Annotated in this window: 21 protein-coding genes and 3 tRNA genes; 16 read left to right on the forward strand and 8 right to left on the reverse strand. The window is 50.6% G+C overall.

Going from position 1 to position 20,305, the window contains the following annotated elements; genetic code table 11:
• Positions 1-78: 78 nt before the first annotated feature.
• Positions 79-1,410, reverse strand: a complete 1,332-nt coding sequence (gene argA / locus OGV57_RS10810) for an amino-acid N-acetyltransferase (RefSeq protein ID WP_054528741.1) — start codon at positions 1,408-1,410, stop codon at positions 79-81.
• Between the two features lie 234 nt (positions 1,411-1,644).
• Here argA and amiC point away from each other — a divergent pair, with 234 nt between their 5' ends.
• The 10 genes from amiC (at position 1,645) to OGV57_RS10860 (ending at position 11,333) form a co-directional block, all read left to right on the forward strand.
• A complete protein-coding gene (amiC, locus tag OGV57_RS10815) occupies positions 1,645-2,898 on the forward strand; it encodes an N-acetylmuramoyl-L-alanine amidase AmiC (protein WP_003840937.1) in 1,254 nt (417 codons plus the stop codon).
• A 373-nt stretch (positions 2,899-3,271) separates the two neighbouring features.
• Positions 3,272-3,841 carry a fimbrial protein gene (locus OGV57_RS10820; RefSeq protein ID WP_016150922.1) on the forward strand — a complete coding sequence of 190 codons (570 nt, stop codon included), beginning with the start codon at positions 3,272-3,274 and terminating at the stop codon, positions 3,839-3,841.
• A 61-nt stretch (positions 3,842-3,902) separates the two neighbouring features.
• Positions 3,903-4,460, forward strand: coding sequence for a fimbrial protein (locus OGV57_RS10825; protein WP_003840934.1), 558 nt, complete (start codon positions 3,903-3,905; stop codon positions 4,458-4,460).
• A gap of 10 nt (positions 4,461-4,470) precedes the next feature.
• Complete coding sequence (locus OGV57_RS10830; RefSeq protein WP_032937468.1) at positions 4,471-5,019, forward strand: fimbrial protein; 549 nt, start codon at positions 4,471-4,473, stop codon at positions 5,017-5,019.
• A 12-nt stretch (positions 5,020-5,031) separates the two neighbouring features.
• Entirely contained in the window at positions 5,032-5,628 is a 597-nt protein-coding gene (locus OGV57_RS10835) for a fimbrial protein (protein ID WP_003840930.1), read from the forward strand.
• A 118-nt stretch (positions 5,629-5,746) separates the two neighbouring features.
• Entirely contained in the window at positions 5,747-6,433 is a 687-nt protein-coding gene (locus OGV57_RS10840) for a fimbrial chaperone (protein WP_003840927.1), read from the forward strand.
• A gap of 44 nt (positions 6,434-6,477) precedes the next feature.
• A complete protein-coding gene (locus tag OGV57_RS10845) occupies positions 6,478-9,087 on the forward strand; it encodes an outer membrane usher protein (protein WP_226791515.1) in 2,610 nt (869 codons plus the stop codon).
• Positions 9,084-9,677, forward strand: a complete 594-nt coding sequence (locus OGV57_RS10850) for a fimbrial protein (RefSeq protein WP_003840923.1) — start codon at positions 9,084-9,086, stop codon at positions 9,675-9,677. Before OGV57_RS10845 ends, OGV57_RS10850 begins: the two co-directional genes overlap by 4 nt.
• A gap of 15 nt (positions 9,678-9,692) precedes the next feature.
• Positions 9,693-10,277 (forward strand): fimbrial protein, encoded by a 585-nt coding sequence (locus OGV57_RS10855; RefSeq protein ID WP_003840921.1) that lies wholly within the window; start codon positions 9,693-9,695, stop codon positions 10,275-10,277.
• A gap of 12 nt (positions 10,278-10,289) precedes the next feature.
• On the forward strand, positions 10,290-11,333 hold the full coding sequence (locus tag OGV57_RS10860; protein ID WP_016150919.1) for a fimbrial protein: 1,044 nt from the start codon (positions 10,290-10,292) through the stop codon (positions 11,331-11,333).
• 141 nt (positions 11,334-11,474) lie between these two features.
• Here the strand turns inward: OGV57_RS10860 and OGV57_RS10865 are convergent.
• From OGV57_RS10865 to OGV57_RS10875, 3 genes are all read right to left on the reverse strand, one after another.
• A tRNA-Met gene (locus tag OGV57_RS10865) sits at positions 11,475-11,551 on the reverse strand.
• 152 nt (positions 11,552-11,703) lie between these two features.
• Positions 11,704-11,780: transfer RNA gene (locus OGV57_RS10870), tRNA-Met, on the reverse strand.
• 48 nt (positions 11,781-11,828) lie between these two features.
• Positions 11,829-11,905 (reverse strand) — tRNA-Met (locus OGV57_RS10875).
• 205 nt (positions 11,906-12,110) lie between these two features.
• Here OGV57_RS10875 and mltA point away from each other — a divergent pair.
• Both mltA and tcdA read left to right on the forward strand, forming a co-directional pair.
• Positions 12,111-13,208: a murein transglycosylase A gene (gene mltA, locus OGV57_RS10880; RefSeq protein WP_003034021.1), complete on the forward strand. Its 1,098-nt coding sequence runs from the start codon at positions 12,111-12,113 to the stop codon at positions 13,206-13,208.
• A 109-nt stretch (positions 13,209-13,317) separates the two neighbouring features.
• Positions 13,318-14,124, forward strand: a complete 807-nt coding sequence (gene tcdA, locus OGV57_RS10885; protein WP_048218528.1) for a tRNA cyclic N6-threonylcarbamoyladenosine(37) synthase TcdA — start codon at positions 13,318-13,320, stop codon at positions 14,122-14,124.
• A 77-nt stretch (positions 14,125-14,201) separates the two neighbouring features.
• Here the strand turns inward: tcdA and csdE are convergent, their stop codons facing one another.
• Positions 14,202-14,648: a cysteine desulfurase sulfur acceptor subunit CsdE gene (gene csdE, locus OGV57_RS10890; protein WP_044713423.1), complete on the reverse strand. Its 447-nt coding sequence runs from the start codon at positions 14,646-14,648 to the stop codon at positions 14,202-14,204.
• Entirely contained in the window at positions 14,648-15,853 is a 1,206-nt protein-coding gene (gene csdA, locus OGV57_RS10895; protein ID WP_003840388.1) for a cysteine desulfurase CsdA, read from the reverse strand. The genes csdE and csdA overlap by 1 nt, the downstream gene beginning before the upstream one ends.
• A gap of 192 nt (positions 15,854-16,045) precedes the next feature.
• Between csdA and OGV57_RS10900 the strand changes: the two genes are divergently transcribed.
• The 4 genes from OGV57_RS10900 (at position 16,046) to rlmM (ending at position 19,061) form a co-directional block, all read left to right on the forward strand.
• Entirely contained in the window at positions 16,046-16,273 is a 228-nt protein-coding gene (locus OGV57_RS10900; protein ID WP_003840386.1) for a YgdI/YgdR family lipoprotein, read from the forward strand.
• Positions 16,274-16,636: 363 nt separating this feature from the next.
• A complete protein-coding gene (gene gcvA / locus OGV57_RS10905) occupies positions 16,637-17,554 on the forward strand; it encodes a glycine cleavage system transcriptional regulator GcvA (RefSeq protein ID WP_003034035.1) in 918 nt (305 codons plus the stop codon).
• An 18-nt stretch (positions 17,555-17,572) separates the two neighbouring features.
• Positions 17,573-17,968 (forward strand): DUF423 domain-containing protein, encoded by a 396-nt coding sequence (locus tag OGV57_RS10910; protein ID WP_003034037.1) that lies wholly within the window; start codon positions 17,573-17,575, stop codon positions 17,966-17,968.
• Complete coding sequence (gene rlmM, locus OGV57_RS10915; RefSeq protein WP_003034040.1) at positions 17,961-19,061, forward strand: 23S rRNA (cytidine(2498)-2'-O)-methyltransferase RlmM; 1,101 nt, start codon at positions 17,961-17,963, stop codon at positions 19,059-19,061. The genes OGV57_RS10910 and rlmM overlap by 8 nt, the downstream gene beginning before the upstream one ends.
• A gap of 35 nt (positions 19,062-19,096) precedes the next feature.
• Here rlmM and fucR read toward each other — a convergent pair whose 3' ends face one another.
• Entirely contained in the window at positions 19,097-19,825 is a 729-nt protein-coding gene (fucR, locus tag OGV57_RS10920; protein WP_054528740.1) for an L-fucose operon activator, read from the reverse strand.
• 57 nt (positions 19,826-19,882) lie between these two features.
• On the reverse strand, positions 19,883-20,305 hold the full coding sequence (gene fucU, locus OGV57_RS10925; protein ID WP_003840383.1) for an L-fucose mutarotase: 423 nt from the start codon (positions 20,303-20,305) through the stop codon (positions 19,883-19,885).

Genomic DNA, 20,305 nt, shown 5'->3' on the forward strand with positions numbered 1-20,305 from the left:
CTATCGCGTCTGATCAGGCCTACGATCTGCATACCAAAGATGTGCCAGCGAACTTTATGCCGCATCCGGCAACTACTCCTATGCCAAATCCGCCATCAGCACTTTTGACCGCCGCTGATAGTTGTACATCTCTTTTTTGCTTTCCGGCAGCAGGTCGATATCTACCGGCGTGAAGCCGCGCTCCTGAAACCAGTGAATGCTGCGCGTGGTCAGCACGAACAGCTTTCTCAGCCCCATTTGCCGGGCCTGCGCGGCGATCCGTTCCAGCAACACTTCCCCGCGCGACGAGCTACGGTAGTCCGGATGTACCGCTACGCACGCCATTTCGCCAATTCTCTCTTCCGGGAAAGGGTACAGAGCGGCACAGGCGATAGTCAGGTTATCACGCTGAATAATCGTGAATTTGTCGATCTCCATTTCCAACTGCTCGCGCGAGCGGCGGACCAGAATACCTTGCTGTTCCAGCGGGCGGATAAGCTCCAGAATCCCGCCGATATCGTTAATGGTAGCGCGACGGATCTGCTCGGCGCTTTCCATCACGATCTGCGTACCGATGCCGTCGCGGGAGAACAGTTCTTGCAGCAATGCACCATCTTCCTGATAGCTGATCAGATGGCAGCGGCGTACGCCACTGCGACAGGCTTTCACTGCTCCGCGCAGGAAACGCACCGTACCGGAGCTGTAATCGCCTTTCTCTTCCTGCAACTCAACGCGAGCCTGAGCTTCGTTAGGAAACAACTCGGAAATAATATCGCCATCATCGTTGGTGACACCCTGAGACGAGCAAAAACCGATCATTTTCTCTGCCTTCAGTTTGATAGCCAGCTGCGTGGCGACCTCTTCTGACGTCAGATTAAAGCTCTCACCAGTGACGGAAACGGCGACCGGGCCCATCAACACAATCGCGCCGCTATCTAACTGGCGGTGAATGGCATCTTCATCGATGCGACGAATACGCCCGCTATGGCAGTAATCTACGCCGTCATCAACGCCCAGCGGCTGGGAGATAATAAAATTACCGCTGACCACATTGATGTGTGCACCCTGCAATGGCGTATTATTCAGGCTCATCGACAGGCGGGCGGTAATATCAAGCTGAAGTAGCCCCGCAGCCTGTTTGACCAGCTCCAGCGTTTTCGCATCGGTGACGCGCGTGTTTTTGTGGTACACCGGCTCATGATGATGCGCCGCAAGATTGGCATCAATCTGCGGTCGAGCGCCATAGACCACGACCAGGCGGATGCCGAGGCTATGAAGAAGACCAATGTCATTGACGATACTGGAAAAGTTTTCATGCTCGATGGCTTCACCGCCCAGCATAATGACAAACGTTTTTCCCCGATGGGTATTGATATAGGGAACAGAATGGCGGAATCCCTGTACCAGTTCGGTTCTACGCTCCTTCACCACGGCACACCCTCATTGCATGATTATTCGTAATTTGTGTATTTTTATTCTGTTTTGGTTCTGTGCGCAAGCGTAATTTTTACCCATGCTGAAGATTTTTATCAGTAATACCGTGAATATAAAAAGAATGTTTACCCTTTTATAGATGACAGATTATGCGTCATTCGCTAAAGTTTCCGGTCAATTCGGACGTTTTACGTATTACCTCTAAAAAGATTTCTTTTGCTCGGGAGAAGCATGTCGGGATCCAACTCAGCAATCAGTCGCCGCCGTTTACTGAAAGGTGCGGGTGCTATGTGGCTTTTAAGCGTCAGCCAGGTGGGTCTGGCTGCCGCGAGTCAGGTCGTTGCCGTACGTATCTGGCCTGCGTCCAGCTATACCCGCGTCACGGTAGAATCTAACCGTCTGCTGAAATACAAACAGTTTGCCCTGAGTAATCCTGAGCGTGTGGTTGTGGATATTGAAGACGTTAATTTGAATTCGGTGCTCAAGGGCATGGGAGCGCAGATTCGTCCTGACGATCCGTATATTAAGTCGGCGCGCGTTGGCCAGTTTGATCCAAAGACCGTACGGATGGTGTTCGAGCTGAAACAGAATGTGAAGCCGCAACTTTTTGCCCTGGCACCGGTGGCGGGCTTTAAAGAACGTCTGGTGATGGATCTCTATCCCGCAAATGCCCAGGATGTTCAGGATCCGCTGCTGGCATTGCTGGAAGATTACAACAGGGGCGATCTGGATAAACAGGTACCGCCTGCGCAGAGTGGCCCACAGCCGGGCAAAGCGGGACGCGATCGCCCCATTGTCATTATGTTGGATCCGGGCCACGGCGGGGAAGACTCCGGTGCGGTGGGGAAATACAAGACGCGTGAAAAAGATGTGGTACTGCAGATTGCCCGCCGTCTGCGAGCCCTCATAGAGAAAGAGGGCAACATGAAGGTCTTTATGACACGAAATGAAGATATTTTCATTCCGCTTAAAGTCCGCGTGGCGAAAGCGCAGAAGCAGCGTGCAGACCTGTTTGTCTCTATTCACGCCGATGCCTTTACCAGTCGACAACCCAGCGGTTCTTCGGTGTTTGCGCTCTCGACCAAAGGCGCGACCAGTACCGCAGCGAAATATCTGGCGCAGACCCAGAACGCCTCGGATCTCATTGGTGGCGTCAGTAAGAGCGGTGACCGTTACGTCGACCACACCATGTTTGACATGGTGCAGTCGCTGACCATCGCCGACAGCCTGAAGTTTGGTAAAGCGGTATTGAATAAGCTTGGTAAAATCAACAACCTGCATAAGAATCAGGTTGAACAGGCCGGGTTTGCGGTACTAAAAGCGCCGGATATCCCGTCCATTCTGGTCGAAACGGCATTTATCAGTAACGTTGAGGAAGAGCGCAAACTCAAAACGGCGACCTTCCAGCAGGAAGTTGCAGAGTCGATTCTGGCAGGGATTAAAGCCTATTTTGCCGATGGGGCGACGCTGGCGAGAAGGGGATAAATATACGTCCTGGCATTCTGATGCGATATAACGAATGATTGTCCAGGACGAAATATTATAGTAGGACTATTTACAGGTTCATTTATTATTATCGAATAAATTACCGATAACGTATATTCATAAAGTATCTTGTTGATTATATGATTTTAAAATTAATATATCTGTTTGAAGTTTATTTTTAATTATTTGGCGGTGTTATTTTATTTATTAATTGATAATTATTTTATATTGATGTTTTCCTAAAAATAAATCTGATGATGTTTTCTGGCACATAGTGTCTCTTCACTTGGGATATAATTTTATCGCATCACCTCTGGTAGGAATGCAGACACCATAAATTATGGTATTGGATATTTATCACCAAGGGAAAAAAATGAAAAAATTTACTATTGCAGCCATTGCTATGGCATTTGCAGGAAGCGCTTTTGCGGGCGATCAGGACTCTGCGGATATTCACTTTGCCGGTGAAGTACAGACTAACATCTGTACGGCAGCGCTTTTAGGGGGAGGAACTTCAGTGCAACTGGATCCGACTGACGTTAAGACCGTCTCGGCAGCCACCACTGACTCGGTAATGAAAAAAGACTTCACAGTCTCTCTGGACTGTACGGCCCAGGGTTCCAAAGACAAAATTACCGGTGCGAGCTATGCCACTGTAACAGGCTATCTGGCGGCTGCAAAAGGAACAGCGGTTAATGCCAGCACTTCTGCGCTGGATAACACCGACGTTTCTGCTGCGGGTGCGCAAGGGGTTGGTTTCCAGGTGCAAAACAAAGACAGCAGCAATGCAGTCCAGACGTTTACCACCGCGGATCGCCAGGCGAAAGTGATCGATACTGCGGCGCCAATGCTGTTTAACTACAACGTCGGCTACCTGAAAACCGGCACCGTCAGCGGCGGTTTGGTTGCAGCTGACGCCATGTTTATCGCAACGTATCAGTAATATAAAAATAATGCCAGGCAGGGCCGTTGAGCCCTGCTTTTTCATCCAGGAGGGAGGGCGTATGCGTAAAGGAAAACCGTTATTGTTGCTCCTGATGATATTCGGTCTGTTAAACGGGCAAGGGGCGCTGGCTGCGGTTGCCCCTGATGCGGAACTTATTGTGCAGGGGCGTATTTATAGCACAACCTGTACCGTACAAACGCCGGGAGACGGTACTTCGATAGCGTTGGAGGAGGTGACCACACAGGCATTACATGATGCACGAAGCTTTCCTGTTTCGCCGAAGGAATTTACGATTAATGTCAGTTGTTCTTCACCTTCAAACTGGCATGAAGTGACGGGAAAATTTACCACTGACGGGGAGATCGAAGGTTCCAATTTTTCTGTTCATTTAAAAAATACGATTACCGATACGACTGGCGCAAAATATGTCGGCCTACAAATTAAAGATAAAATTACCGATACTGTTGTTGATTTCAGTGCAACGCAGCAGTTCACGTTAGCTTTTAGCAATGAGGACAGCGCCTCATTTAAGTTTGAAGTGGGTTATATGCCTTATGGTGTGCCGGAAAAGGGCGACGTACATGCGGCGGCGACCTTTACCCTGACCTATGCCTGACGGAGCGTCTGTGAATAAATTAATTGTTCTGCTGCTGTCTGGGTTGGCGTGGGTTAATTCAGCGCGTGCTGCCGATACGGTGGAATATGAATTTACCGGTCGGGTGACGGAGTTAACTTGTAAGGTGGAACTTTATTCCTACACGGGAACACCATTAAGTGCTCTTTATGTCGGCGGGCTCGTGATCGATACTCTGCCAGCCATAGGTGATATTACTTGGATATCGAATGCGGGAGATTATTATTTCCGCGTTTCCTGCCCGTCCGGATATAAGGCGTCAACAGTGACAGGAAAAATAAGTACATCGCAGGAGGTTGATGCCGCCACCCTCGCAATAAAATCTGAAGATAGAAATAATCAGTTTGGCTTCGTTTTTAAAGATACCGATCAGAATATGATGATTGATTTTAGCACGGCGGAAAATACGCAGACCCTTGTCCAGGATGGCGATGTAAAAAGGGCTGATTTTAATTTTATAGTGGGTGTCGTGCCTTACGGTGTGAACGTGAACTACGGTTTCCTGCAAGCTTCTATTATGTTTACTGCCACATTTGAGTAACAGGGGAAGAAAATGAAATATTTACCATTCCTTTTGTCTCTGATGGCTTTCTGTGTTTATGGTGCAGCGCCGGTTTACGACACGGTACAGACGCCTGAAATTGTTGTTTCGGCTTTCGTCGAGCCTATACCCACACAATGTAAAGTATGGGTCGAGGTGGATGGCGTGAGCAGCACCACTATTGCGTTAGAGACGGCTTCCCTGAAGGAACTTCAGGGGGCGACTTCAGGCGCGCTGCATCAAAAGAGTTTCGCTATACGTTCTGAGTGCACTCAGGCCGAGCAATATTATCCGAATATTCGTTGGGTGACGAGCGGAGAGACCGACCCTGCAACCTATGCATTAAAAAATACCGCCTTATCAGGCGCGGTAAACGTTGGTTTCCTGGTACAGGATCAATCAACACCACCGGGCTCAGTCGTGAATTTCCAGACGGGTAGCCGAAAAGATTATGAATATGTAGATCGCGGCCGTTGTTATAAATTAGAGGAAGGTGAACGAGTCTGCTTTAACTGGGCGTCAACCTATTCAGTCGGTTATATCGCCTACGGTACGCCCGGCGCGGGCATTGTTACTGCCGATGCTACCGTAATTATTAATGTTGAATAAAATAGCTAAAATATATTTGGTTGGTTTATATATCAGATTTGCATAGTGTAAAAATATTGTTTCTGTCAAAGGGATTTATATGAAAAGGTATTCATGTTCGCTATTTATTGCGTGTTTGATGACGCTCACTACAACTTCATCACTGGCCAGCGTGGTGATTCAGGGAACGCGGGTCATTTACCCTGAATCGGCGAAAGAAGTAACGGTAAAAATGGTAAATGAGGGCAGGTCGCCTTTATTGGTCCAATCCTGGCTGGATGACGGTAATGAAAACGGCGATCCGGCCAAAATGAAGCTACCGTTTATTGTCACTCCCCCCGTCTCGCGTCTTGATCCACAAAAAGGCCAGAGCGTGCGTATTACCTGGACCGGTAAGGCGTTAGCGCAGGATAAAGAGAGTATTTTTTGGTTTAACGTGCTGGAAATTCCACCTAAAGATAAGAATGCGGAAGGGAAAAGCAAACTTAATCTGGCTTTACGTTCGCGGATTAAATTCTTTTATCGTCCGGCCTCATTGAAGGGCAGCTTTATTGATGGTTTAAATAATGTTAAGTGGTCGCTGGTCAATGACGCGGGTAACGTGGCGATCGTCCTGAAAAACGACTCGCCTTATTATCTCTCACTGATTGGCGGCGCGGTGTGGGCAGGGGCGAAAAAATATGACTACAAACCGAAAATGCTGAGTCCTTTTAGTGAGGAACGCTTTGTCGTACCGCAATTAACCACGACTTCCGTTAATAAAGTGTCATGGGTTGCGTTGAATGATTACGGTGCGGATGCGGAAGTCGTCAAAACGGTTAAATAAAAAAGTACCCGCAGAGTAACAGGATTATTAATTAAAAGGGAATGATGGTGCGCCGATTATCACGATCTATTTATTTATCGACGTTTCTGACTGGCTTTTTTTCGCTGACATCCGCACAGGCAGATGAAGGTACGCCCGATGAAAGCGCCAGCACCGAAATGGTGGAGTTTAGTGACGCCTTTTTAATGGGTGATGCGGGCAGCCAACTTGACCTGAAGCGTTTTTCACGTGGTAATCCTGTTCTTGCCGGAACATACAACGTTAAAGTTTTCCTTAATGGCAAGGAAATGTTCAAAACTCCGCTGACTTTTCACGAAAACAATACGGATTATGCGTCGGCGTGTTTTACCCATGCGCTGCTGGAACAGCTCAGTGTGGATCCCGAGCCGCTAAATCAGGAGGATGAGGATGGCTGTTATGATCTGGCTGCCACCCTGCCGAAGTCATCCAGCCGCTACGACCCATTGACGCAGGAGCTGAATGTAACCATCCCGCAGGTCTATCTGGTCAGTCATCCTGCCGGCTATATTCCTCCTTCGCGTTGGGATTCCGGGATCCCGATGGCGCTGCTCTCCTATAACGCCAACGCCTGGCATTCCAAAAGCGACAATACCACGCAGGACACCTTTTACTCCGGGTTGATGTTGGGTTTGAACCTTGGCGCATGGCGTTTACGCTCAAATGGCGCATACAACTGGGATAACGATAACGGCGGAGAGTACAGCAGCTACGATCTGTTTATTGCACGCGACATTGTGCCGTTGCGCGCAAAACTGGAAGCGGGGGAGGTACGCACCAACGCCAACATGATGGATTCCGTTTCGCTGGACGGTGTGCACCTTTACAACGATGCACAGATGGATCCGTCGGCTAACAGCTATGTGCCGGTGATTCGCGGCGTCGCGAACAGCAATGCCAAAGTGACGGTACGCCAGGAAGGTCGTATTGTTACGCAGATCACCGTCCCTCCGGGGCCGTTCGCCATCAGCGACTACTATGCTGCACAAAACGGCAGCGATCTGGATGTTACCGTTGAGGAGTCTGATGGCAGTACGCGCGTATTTTCTATGCCCTATGCCTCTATTGCCCATTTACTGCGTCCTGGTGAAGTGGACTGGGATATCGGTATCGGCACGGTGGATAAAGACACGGTTGATGAAACGCTGTGGGCGGGAGTCGCCACCGCCTCTTACGGTCTGAGCAATATGTTTACCGCCTACGGCGGTGTGCAAATGGCAGACAACTTATACACCGCCGGAATGCTCGGCGTAGCAATGAACACCAGCATTGGGGCGTTTTCATTCGACGTGACGCACTCACAAACCACCGCCGATGACGTTGGCACCTTAAAAGGGCAGAGTTACAGCCTTAACTACAGTAAAAATTTCACGGCGACGGGGACCACCTTCAGCGTGGTCGGCTATCGTTTTTCCTCTGAAAACTACATGTCGATGAACGATGCGCTATCGCTCAAAAATACGCTGAATAATTATGCTTCCGATAAAAACACCACGACGCAGGAGGCATATCATGCCTATACACGCACGCGCAATGAGATACAGGCCAACGTCTATCAGGATGTGACTATCAATGGTGAAAGTTATGGCTCGTTTTATCTGAACGGGACCTGGCGTAGCTATTGGGGCGATGATGGCAATACCTCGCAGTATTCCGTAGGTTATAGCAACTCTGTGGGGAGCGTGAGTTACAGCATTTCCGCCCAGCGCAGCTATGACGAATTTGGCGAAGAAGACGATAGCATCAACCTGGGTTTCTCTATTCCGTTGGGGTCAGGCTCCAGCGTGGACTATCGTCCATTCTCCAGTATGAGCGTCAACAGCAGTAGCGACTTTAAAGGTAATGACAGCGTCAGCGCGATGGCGACAGGGAGTTCTCGGGACAATATGTATAACTACTCCCTGAACACCACGAGCAGCCGCAACAAAGACAGCGAAGACCTCACCACGATAGGCAGTTGGGTGACGCGCAACGGCGCGTACAGCACCACCTCATTATCGGCGACGCAGGGGCTTAACGGCGATCAACAGTACTCGCTAAGTACAACCGGTGGCGTGGTGCTGCACAGCGGCGGGCTGACGCTGGCCTCCGGCTATTTAACGCCAGACTCGACGATGGCGCTGGTGCACGCCAGCGGGGCGAAAGGCGCGTCCGCCTCAATGGGCAATGGGCAGATAGACGGTTTTGGCAATATGGTCGTCACCAGCCTGAGTCCCTACCGGGAAAACACCGTCGGTCTGAATATTGACACGATGGAAAACGATGTGGCGATTAGTAATACCACCGGTGTCGTGGTGCCGACCAGCGGGGCGCTGGTGCGTGTGGATATCGAAACCGACGCCCGTAAAGCGTTTATGCTGGAACTGATGCGCGACGATGGCGGGTTTATTCCGCTGGCGGCAGATGTGCAGGATAGTGCTGGCAGCTCGGTCGGCACCGTAGGCCAGGCGGGGATTGCCTTTGTGCGCGGCATGGATGACAGCGGTACGCTCTCCGTCATTTGGGGCAGCGGCGCAGAAAGCCGCTGTCAGGTGAGCTATCAGTTAGATGGCAATGCCAGCATGATCGGTAAAACGCCGCTTATCTCCGGTCTGCGCTGCCGGATGTCCTCAACCAGCGTGAAGGTGACGCCATGATCCATCATCGAATTTTTCGCCATGTAGTATTAGGCCTGTGTTCATTTTGCTTTAGCGCTGCTGCTTTTGCTGATTGCCTGGCAAAAAGTGATCCGTTGAAATGTATGGGGAGTACCAAGACGGTTGATGTAACCTTTACCGCAACTCTTCAAACTCCTTCGTGCAATGTTTCTTTAGGGGGAGAGAGTAATCTGGGAGGAAAGTCTCTCGTTATTGATTTTGGTCAGATTATAGCGCGTGATCTGGATTTGAATGATGAACGTTATAACCGTCCTTTAGGTATATTTTTAACTGGTTGTGACAATATGCTTAATAAAGCAAAGGTGACTTTTTCCATAAATAGTGCTGATCTCTGTTCAGATCCCCATAAAACATGCCTCGGGATGGGGACAATGTTGGGATTAAAAATTAAGGATCGAGTCAAGGGAGATTTTATTACATTCAACAGCGAGAGGGATATGACGTTGAATAGTAATGGTGAGGGGTATTTCACGATTTACGATATATATATTATGGCAGCCTTTGGGGGGGCTACAATGAGCTCTGGTTATTTCGAGGAATCGTTTCAAATCATTGTCCGTTATAACTAAATACCTAGGGTTATCATGCGCTATTATCTTCCTTACCTGTTCACGTTAATCCTGTCTTCTCCAGCGCTGGCGGCAGAAACGTTTATTGCTGCACCCACGATGGATGTTACTGTAACGGCAACAACCGTATTACCCGTATGTAATGTTAGTGTTGCACAGGAGATAACCCTTCCTGATACACATATAAGCCAGTTTGCTGCCGGCGGTGTATTGAACGCTTTAACCCCTACTGATTACAGTGGAGGAGATATCTATACGCCGTTTAATATTACGCTCACCAACTGTGGCAGCGAAACGGCGTCAATATCCAGAACAATGCGTTTAACGCTTCGTAATATAGGTGCCGGACCTATTATCGATGGCGTATTCAGCGATTATTTACAAAACAGTACCAACGTTGGCATTGTTATTTTTAATACGGATGGCGCCAGCGCAAGAAATGTCCTGCTGGATGAAATTATATTCACTAATCAAATTGCTACGAATAGTGAACAAGTCTTCCATTTCGCGGCGCGTTTTCAGAAAGTGGGCAACGGTGAAAGTGGCGTCGCAAGCGGATTGTATGCAGCGAAAGTTTCCGTGACCGCAGCGTATGAATAAAAAGGATATGTCATGCTGAAAAAATATGGATTTATCATGCTGTTATTGCTGGGCTTATGTGGCGTTCGCAGCGCATTGGCGAGTTGTGCATTTACCACGCCAACGGGAACATATATTGATCAAACTATGGCATCGTCGCCCGTAACGGCGGTCACGCTGACAAGCACAAATTTGCAGCAGTTATTCCAAAGTTCGGTGCTGGTTGGCGGACCGGTCATTTCCACCTGTAATCCGTCCACGGGAACCGCCATCACCGTATCGGGGGATGGTTTTTCTTCGGGTTCACTGCCTGAAACGATGCCTGATGGTGGTTTGCTGATAGGCGGCATCGCCGATGGATTTGGTTATGGATTCTGGTACACCGTGACCTATGGTGATGGCAGTGGAAGCGTTTCGGGGCATCTTAAAAAAGGGGGGATGTTCACCGCGACGCCTGCCCAGCTTAATGGCGCAAGGTGGGAGTTTCAGGCCGAATTATGGTATGCGGGGGGAAGCTATGGTGATAAGGTAAAAAAGAGCCAGATCGTGGCAGTGAACACTACGTATTTTAAAGTGGGCTTTAGTAATGTTATGAAAGGGTTTCGTTTTAATTCCCCTGCCATTCCGATTACGCCAACCACTTGTAACTTGTCTATTGACAGGTCAAAAGTCGATTTTGGTTCGTTTAACTTTTTGCTCTATGGCGGAACGGGGGGAGTTAAAAATGGGCCGTATCAAGAGATACGTGTTAGTAACAATAACTGCAAGATGACGACTAAAATTGAGACTCGTATACTGAGTAATGGGAATCCGGTGAGTTCTGACCAGCATTTGTTGCTAAACAAACTGGCTGGTGATGATGCCGCCAGCGGTTTTGGTGTGGCGCTTTATACTTTTGACAATCCCCTTATCATTGATGCTCTTTCGGGGAACGGAGACATTAGTGGCCCGTACACTTCCGCGCCGAAAGAGTTTGATGCCTCTGATCGTATTTACTTATATCTTGAGCCCGACGGTACGCCGCTAAGGAATGGGAAATTCGAGGCTACCGCTACTATTAACGTCAGCTACTATTAACCCCAATGAACGACCACTGCCTGTGCCTTTGATCGATACGGGCGGATGACAGAACGGCAGACACAAAAAAACCGCATAAAGCGAAACGCTTTTGCGGTTTTATTTTTTAAGGTCTTATTTAATAGCCTTAACAAACTATGTTGGTTGCGGGGGCCGGATTTGAACCGACGACCTTCGGGTTATGAGCCCGACGAGCTACCAGGCTGCTCCACCCCGCGTCCGTCTTTTCGCTTCGTATTTCAAACCACATCTGCGTTGGCTTTCCTCTTTCACCTCAGTCACTTACTGGAGTAAGCTCCTAAGGATTCACTGCGTCGCCACCTTGCTGTGATTTGAACTACTTTGCAAAAATATTACATCAGATTTTAATTGGTTGCGGGGGCCGGATTTGAACCGACGACCTTCGGGTTATGAGCCCGACGAGCTACCAGGCTGCTCCACCCCGCGTCCGTCATTACTCTTCCATCGAGTAACGTTACTGCTTCTGATTTTAATTGGTTGCGGGGGCCAGATTTGAACTGACGACCTTCGGGTTATGAGCCCGACGAGCTACCAGGCTGCTCCACCCCGCGTCCGTGGATGCGCACTATACTCTGCTCGCATTTTCATGCAACCCTTTTTTCACCTTGATCACGTTTTTAGGGTGAAAATGAACAAAAACAACGCATTCTGGATTGTTTTTTGCTCAAAATTTGCGTTCGGGTATGTATACGCATTTCATTAGGTTCGGGGGTTTGTTATCTTCGTCTCGCATTCAGGCAACATAAGACGAGAACAATGAAAGGACGTTGGGCAAAATATCTTCTGGCGGGAGCAGTAGTCGCGATGCTCGCCGCGTGTTCCTCAAAACCCACCGATCGTGGGCAGCAGTATAAAGACGGGAAATTTACCCAGCCTTTCTCACTGGTGAACCAGCCTGATGCGGTTGGCGCACCAATCAATGCCGGTGATTTCGCCGAGCAGGTTAATCAAATTCGCAGCGCTTCGCCACGTTTGTACGGTAACCAGAGCAACGTCTACAACGCTATCCAGCAATGGTTACGCGCGGGCGGTGATACGCGCAGTATGCGTCAGTTTGGTATTGATGCCTGGCAAATGGAAGGGGCTGATAACTACGGTAACGTCCAGTTTACCGGTTACTACACGCCGGTTATCCAGGCGCGGCATACGCGCCAGGGCGAATTTCAGTATCCTATCTATCGTATGCCGCCAAAACGTGGGCGCTTACCATCCCGTGCCGAGATCTACGCGGGCGCGCTAAGCGACAATTATATTCTGGCATACAGCAACTCCCTGATGGATAACTTCATTATGGATGTTCAGGGCAGTGGTTACATCGATTTTGGCGATGGCAGCCCGCTCAACTTCTTTAGCTATTCCGGGAAAAACGGCCACGCCTATCGCAGTATCGGTAAAGTGCTTATCGACCGTGGCGAAGTGAAAAAAGAAGATATGTCGATGCAGGCTATTCGTCATTGGGGTGAAACGCACAGCGAAGCCGAAGTGCGTGAGCTGCTGGAGCAGAACCCATCGTTTGTCTTCTTTAAACCACAATCTTTTGCTCCGGTGAAAGGGGCCAGCGCGGTACCGTTGATTGGCCGCGCATCCGTGGCTTCTGACCGCAGTATCATTCCTGCGGGCACAACGTTACTGGCGGAAGTCCCGTTACTGGACAATAACGGCAAGTTTACCGGCCAGTACGAACTGCGTCTGATGGTGGCGTTGGATGTGGGCGGGGCGATAAAAGGACAGCACTTCGACATCTATCAGGGTATTGGCGCAGACGCCGGACACCGTGCAGGGTGGTATAATCACTACGGACGCGTGTGGGTGCTGAAAACCGCGCCGGGTGCGGGTAACGTATTTAGCGGCTAGTTGCCTGATGGCGGCTAGCCTTATCAGGCCTACAAATTAGCGCGTAGGCCGGATAAGCGAAGCGCCATCCGGCAGCCATACTGCGTAGTATTAATGAATTTGAGGTGTTATGTCTGTGGTTATAAGTGATGCCTGGCGTCAGCGTTTTGGCGGTACGGCGCGTCTGTATGGCGAAAATGCGCTGCAACTGTTTGCCCAATCGCACGTTTGCGTGGTTGGGATTGGCGGAGTGGGGTCATGGGCGGCGGAAGCGCTGGCACGAACCGGCATTGGCGCCATCACGCTCATCGATATGGATGATGTGTGTGTCACCAATACTAACCGCCAGATCCATGCTTTACGCGATAACGTCGGCCTGGCAAAAGCTGAAGTGATGGCTGAACGTATCCGCCAGATTAACCCGGAGTGCCGGGTGAACGTGGTCGATGATTTTGTCACGCCGGATAACGTTGCTGAATATATGAGTGCGGGATTTTCGTATGTCATTGATGCGATTGATAGCGTGCGCCCAAAAGCGGCACTGATCGCGTACTGTCGGCGTAACAAAATTCCGCTGGTGACCACCGGTGGTGCGGGCGGACAGATCGATCCTACGCAGATTCAGGTCGTTGATTTGGCAAAAACCATCCAGGATCCGTTGGCGGCTAAGCTACGTGAGCGGCTGAAAAGCGATTTTGGCGTGGTGAAAAACAGCAAAGGCAAGCTGGGCGTGGACTGTGTGTTCTCGACCGAAGCGCTGGTGTACCCGCAGGCAGATGGCTCGGTATGTGCGATGAAAGCGACGGCGGAAGGGCCGAAACGTATGGATTGCGCATCCGGGTTTGGCGCGGCCACGATGGTGACCGCCACCTTTGGTTTTGTTGCCGTCTCCCATGCGCTGAAGAAGATGATGGCCAAAGCGGCGCGCCAGCTCTGATTGTGTCGGATGGCGCTATGCTTATCCGACCTACGGTTTGTGCGGTGTTGTAAGCCGGATAAGACGTATCAGCGCCGTCATCCGGCTTTCTGAGCAACCTCAAGAATCGCCTCGTTAAGAGCATGTAGCCCCTGGCTACGCGAGGCGCTGAGCTGCGCGCGTAAACCCAGCTCGTCAAATAATTCCATTGGTGAATGCGCCAGTAACTCGGCGGCCGTTTTACCTTCGACCGCGGTGAGTAATACCGCCAACAGCCCGCGTACTATTCGACCTTCGCTGTCGCCGAAGAAATGCAGAGTGCCATTCTCATGAAGAGTATGCCCCAGCCAGACGCGGTTTTCACAGCCCGCGATTTCTTTGGCCTGTGCTTTTAGCGCATCCGGAAGTGCCGGCAACTGCTTACCCAGCAGTATCAGCTGACGATATTTATCTTCCCACTGAGTGAGCGGGATAAAGGTATTGCGTAACGTCTCTTCGGTTACGGTTGTGCCAAACGGGTGTCCGGCGAACAGAGGGCTTGTCATTAATCCACCAATATTTCCAGCGCGCGGTCGACGGCTGCGACCAACGCATCCACATCGCTTTGTGTATTATAAGGGGCAAATGAGGCGCGTAGTGTCCCGGATACGCCCAGTTCTGCCAGTAGCGGTTGCGCGCAGTGTTGCCCCGCGCGCAGCGCAATGCCATATTCGGCCAATAGCGTAACCATATCGCTGTGATGAACACCCGAGAAATCAAAGGCTAACAGACTGGAATCCTGGCAGCGGAAGGACCGAAAGCCGGGGCGTTTCGCCAGCGCATCTTCTGCCAGCGTCGCCAGACCCCGGCTCCAGTTTTCGGCCTGTGCAACGTCGACGTCCGCCAGCCATTCGAGCGCTGCGCTTAGCCCGATAACGCCAGCAACGTTAGGCGTACCGGCCTCCAGCTTCCATGGGGCTGCCTGGGTGGTGAAACCGTCGAAGCTGACTTCGCTAATCATCTTTCCGCCGCCGAGCCACGGTGACATAGCTTCCAGTAATCCAGGCTTACCGTACAGCACGCCAATGCCGGTTGGACCATACAGCTTGTGGCCCGAGAACGCATAGAAATCAATATCTAACTGTTGTACGTCGGCAGGAAAATGGACAATCCCCTGGGCACCATCAACCATCACCACCATGCCAGCCGCATGGGCGAGCGTGATGGCGCGGGCCAGATCCGGGCAGCCACCGGTGACGTTCGACATTTGCCCGAGTGCCAGAATGCGGCTGCGCGGGGTAATGAGTTGCGTGAGGCGCTCAACGTCTGGCAATAAATCGGGGGTGAGTGGGAGTTTGACGACCTTAGCCCCCGTTTGCTCCGCGACCATCAGCCAGGGCACGAGGTTGGCGTGATGTTCCGCTGCGCTAACGATAATCTCATCACCCGGCTGAAGGCGTGGACGCGCATAGCTTTGAGCAACCATGTTGATCGCTTCCGTTGTGCCGCGGGTCCAGACGATGGTTTTTTCATCCGGCGCATTAATCAGGCTTGCGACTTTTTCCCGCGCGGCTTCATAGCGTGCGGTCAGGCGCTGGGCTTCAGCAAACTGGCTGCGATGGACGTTTCCGGCGCTCAGGCTATAAAACTGGTGGGTAGCCTCAATCACCGCCTGTGGCTTCAGCGCCGTAGCAGCGCTGTCGAGATAGACGCCAGCATCGTTGAGTGCGGGAAATTGTGCGCGAAACTGCGCGGGGTTAAAAGCGTTCATGGTATTCCTCAGTTCAGTAAACAGATCGTGGCGCAAAAAGGGCATTGATACAAGGGTTGCGCTAACCATCGGAATACTCTGGATATCCTGGCAAAGCCCGCTCAGTGTCTTATGCTAAATAGCGTTAGGCGAGCAATTTTGCCTGTTACGGAGTGTGTTTTTAATAGCATAAATCGCTTTAAGGAGAAGAAGATGAAAAAGACTGCCGCAATTATCTCTGCCTGTATGCTGACTTTTGCCCTGAGCGCCTGTTCCGGTTCGAATTACGTGATGCATACCAACGATGGTCGATCAATCGTAGCTGACGGTAAGCCACAGACCGATAATGAAACGGGGATGATTTCGTATAAAGACGCTAACGGCAACAAACAGCAGATTAACCGCACTGACGTGAAAGAGATGGTAGAACTGGATAACTAACCGGTCATCCATCGACAAAGAGTCGGACAAAAAAAAGCACCGCAATTTGGCGGTGCTACATTAATCACTATGGACAGACAGGGTAAATGTACAGGAAGTGAAAAAGGGTAGCTTTGCTACCATGGTCTGAATCGCAGACCAATTGCAAACACAACAACACAACATCACAACCGTAAGCCAAAAGCCCACCAGAACACGCATTCCGATAAAACTTTTCGTTCCGGCTTCAGGAAGTGCCGCCACTATAGGTATTTGCTGGTAGAACCTCAACGGACAATTTATAATGGCTCAGATAAAAAAAACTAATAGGTTACAGCCTGTTAGCTAATTGTTAAATTCATTTAACATCAAAGCCTAAAAGTCATGTCAAAACGATTACCACCCTTAAATGCGTTGCGTGTTTTTGATGCTGCAGCGCGTCATTTGAGCTTTACTCGCGCAGCAGAAGAGCTTTTTGTGACGCAGGCCGCAGTAAGTCATCAAATCAAGTCTCTTGAGGATTTCCTGGGGCTGAAGCTGTTTCGTCGACGCAATCGATCTTTGCTGTTAACGGAAGAAGGCCAAAGCTACTTCCTCGACATCAAAGAGATTTTTTCGCAATTAACCGACGCGACGCGTAAACTTCAGGCACGTAGTGCAAAAGGTGCACTTACCGTCAGTTTATTGCCCAGTTTTGCGATCCAATGGCTGGTGCCCAGACTCTCTAGCTTTAACTCAGCTTATCCGGGAATCGATGTCAGGATCCAGGCGGTGGACCGTCAGGAAGACAAACTGGCGGACGATGTAGATGTGGCGATTTTCTACGGACGCGGCAACTGGCCGGGTCTGCGCGTTGAAAAATTGTACGCAGAATATTTATTGCCGGTCTGCTCGCCGCTGTTACTTACCGGTGATAAACCCCTGAAGACGCCGGATGACCTGGCAAAACACACATTGTTGCACGATGCGTCGCGGCGTGACTGGCAAGCCTATACGCGCCAGCTTGGCCTGAATCATATCAACGTACAGCAGGGACCTATCTTCAGCCATAGCGCCATGGTGCTACAGGCTGCTATCCATGGACAGGGGATTGCGCTGGCTAATAACGTCATGGCGCAGTCCGAAATAGAAGCCGGACGTCTGGTCTGTCCGTTTAACGATGTTCTGGTCAGCAAAAACGCATTTTATCTGGTTTGTCATGACAGTCAGGCAGAACTGGGTAAAATAGCCGCCTTCCGTCAGTGGATTTTGGCTAAAGCGGCCACGGAACAAGAAAAATTCCGCTTTCGTTATGAACAATAATTTACGTAGGGTATTCACATGACCAGCCGTTTTATGCTGATTTTTGCCGCCGTAAGTGGCTTTATCTTTGTGGCGTTGGGTGCCTTTGGGGCACATGTTCTGAGTAAAACCCTCGGTGTCGTTGAGATGGGGTGGATCCAGACTGGCCTTGAGTATCAAGCGTTCCATACGTTGGCTATCTTTGGCCTGGCCGTCGCCATGCAGCGACGCATTAGCATTTGGTTTTACTGGAGTAGCGTGTTTCTGGCATTAGGAACGGTGCTGTTTAGCGGCAGCCTGTATTGCCTTGCGCTCTCTCATTTACGCCTGTGGGCGTTTGTTACCCCCGTCGGCGGTTTCAGCTTCCTTGTGGGCTGGGCGCTGATGTTAGTGGGTGCTATTAGATTGAAACGTAAGGGCGTTAGCCATGAATAAGGTTGTGTTGTTGTGTCGCCCGGGTTTTGAAAAAGAGTGCGCCGCAGAAATTACGGATAAAGCAGGGCGCCGGGAAATCTTCGGTTTTGCCCGCGTGAAAGACAATGCGGGTTACGTCATCTTCGAATGCTATCAGCAGGATGATGCCGAAAAGCTAGTGAAAGAGCTGCCGTTTAGCTCACTGATTTTTGCCCGTCAAATGTTTGTGGTGGGCGAACTGCTGCAATATTTACCGCCGGAAGACCGCATTACGCCGATCGTTGGCATGCTGCAGGGCGTGGTGGAAAAGGGTGGCGATCTGCGTGTCGAAGTCGCCGACACCAATGAAAGCAAAGAGCTGGTTAAGTTCTGCCGTAAATTTACCGTACCGCTGCGCGCGGCGCTGCGTGAAGCGGGCGTACTGGCAAAATATGAAACGCCGAAACGTCCGGTGGTTCATGTTTTCTTTATCGCCCCTGGCTGTTGTTATACCGGTTATTCCTGGCCTGACAATAACTCACCGTTCTACATGGGTATTCCGCGACTGAAATTCCCGGCCGATGCGCCGAGCCGCTCAACGCTGAAGCTGGAAGAAGCGCTGCACGTGTTTATCCCTGCCGATGAATGGGATGAGCGTCTGGCGAACGGAATGTATGCGGTGGATTTAGGGGCCTGCCCGGGCGGATGGACCTATCAGCTGGTTAAACGCAACATGTGGGTTTACTCGGTGGATAACGGTCCAATGGCACAAAGCCTGATGGATACCGGACAGGTCACCTGGCTGCGTGAAGACGGATTTAAATACCGTCCGAATCGCAACAATATTTCGTGGATGGTCTGCGATATGGTGGAGAAGCCGGCGAAGGTTGCCGCGCTGATGGCACAATGGCTGGTCAACGGCTGGTGTCGTGAGACAATATTCAACCTCAAGCTGCCGATGAAAAAACGCTACGAAGAGGTATCACAGAACCTGGCTTACATTCAGGCCCAGCTTGATGAACATGGCGTAAATGCCCAAATTCAGGCGCGTCAGTTGTATCATGACCGTGAAGAAGTAACCGTCCACGTACGTCGTCTGTGGGCGGCCGTCGGCGGTCGTCGCGACGAGCGATAAGGCTACAATCCAGGTCGGATGGCGGCGAAATCGCCCTATTCGGCCTGGATTGATTCAATCAGCTGTGTATCTGAAACAATATGCGTCACATCATCCAGATGCCCAATTCTGGCCTCTCCCGAACGATTAAATTTACTTTTATCGATCAACAATAAAGATTGCGATGCGCGCTTAAGCAGAATGGATTTGAAGTCTGCGTTGGTTACATTTGAGTCCCAGAGCGCGCCGTCGCTGTCGATCCCTTCGCAGGAAAAAATAAACAGGTCGATATCGAGGGATTTTAGCTGCGAGATAAGCGAGGGATTAACGTAGCAACCGTATTTGCGCTCAAGGCGACCGCCGGAGCTGATAAGCTGAATGTGTTCACGTTTAGCCAATTCCTGGCAGATGGGCTGGCTGTTGGTAAAAACGTGAATGTTGATGTCCGGTAGCTGTCGCGCCAGGTACCAGCATGTTGAGCTGGCGTCTAAAGCTATCACCATACCTTCTTCGATCCATGCCAGCGCTTCGCGGGCAATATTTGCTTTGTGGGCATAGTGGCTTTTTAGTCGTATATGGAACGGGTCGCCACTGTCCTGATTTTCCCGATGAATAGCCTTGGCCCGCCCGTGATTGCGTAGCACCTTGCCCTGGGTTTGTAATTCACTGAGATCGCGGCGGATGGTCTCTTTGCTAACGTTTAGCTGCAAAGACAGGGCTTCAGTTGTCAGGCTTTTGTGGTGGGTAAGCAGATCTACGATTGCCTGCTGGCGCGCCGCTTTCATGTTCAGATCCTCATCTGATGATAAATGCCCGTACCAGACGGGCATTCTGACCAGAGATTACGGCGTTACCCCTTTTTTTAAAAGAATATTCCCGTACTTTGCCCGCTCTCCTGTAATAACGATCGCAAACGCCTTTTGCGCTCGTTCGTAAAAGGCATAACGGTCAATACGCGTGATGTCTGGACAGGGGGCCTGCAATGAAAGCGCCTGTCGATAGCGAGCCTCGACGTCAGGATCGAGAGCGTCGCCTTCTACAGCGGCCATCATCACCAGCGGTGGGGCGTAGCTGTCCAGTTCAAAAAGCGGAATAATCGCCTGCAGCAGGTCGCTGACCAGCAGACCGTCGGCGCGAATCACCTGCGGTCCCATGCTATGAGCCGGAAAATGAGCATCGGAAAAGATAATCTCATCGCCGTGACCCATTTCAGCCAGCACCTTCAGCAGGTCGGGGGAAATTAAGGGGGATATTGTTTTGAGCAT

It is taken from the genome of Citrobacter sp. Cf087, assembly GCF_030334285.1.
GTDB classification, from domain to species: Bacteria; Pseudomonadota; Gammaproteobacteria; order Enterobacterales; family Enterobacteriaceae; genus Citrobacter; species Citrobacter freundii.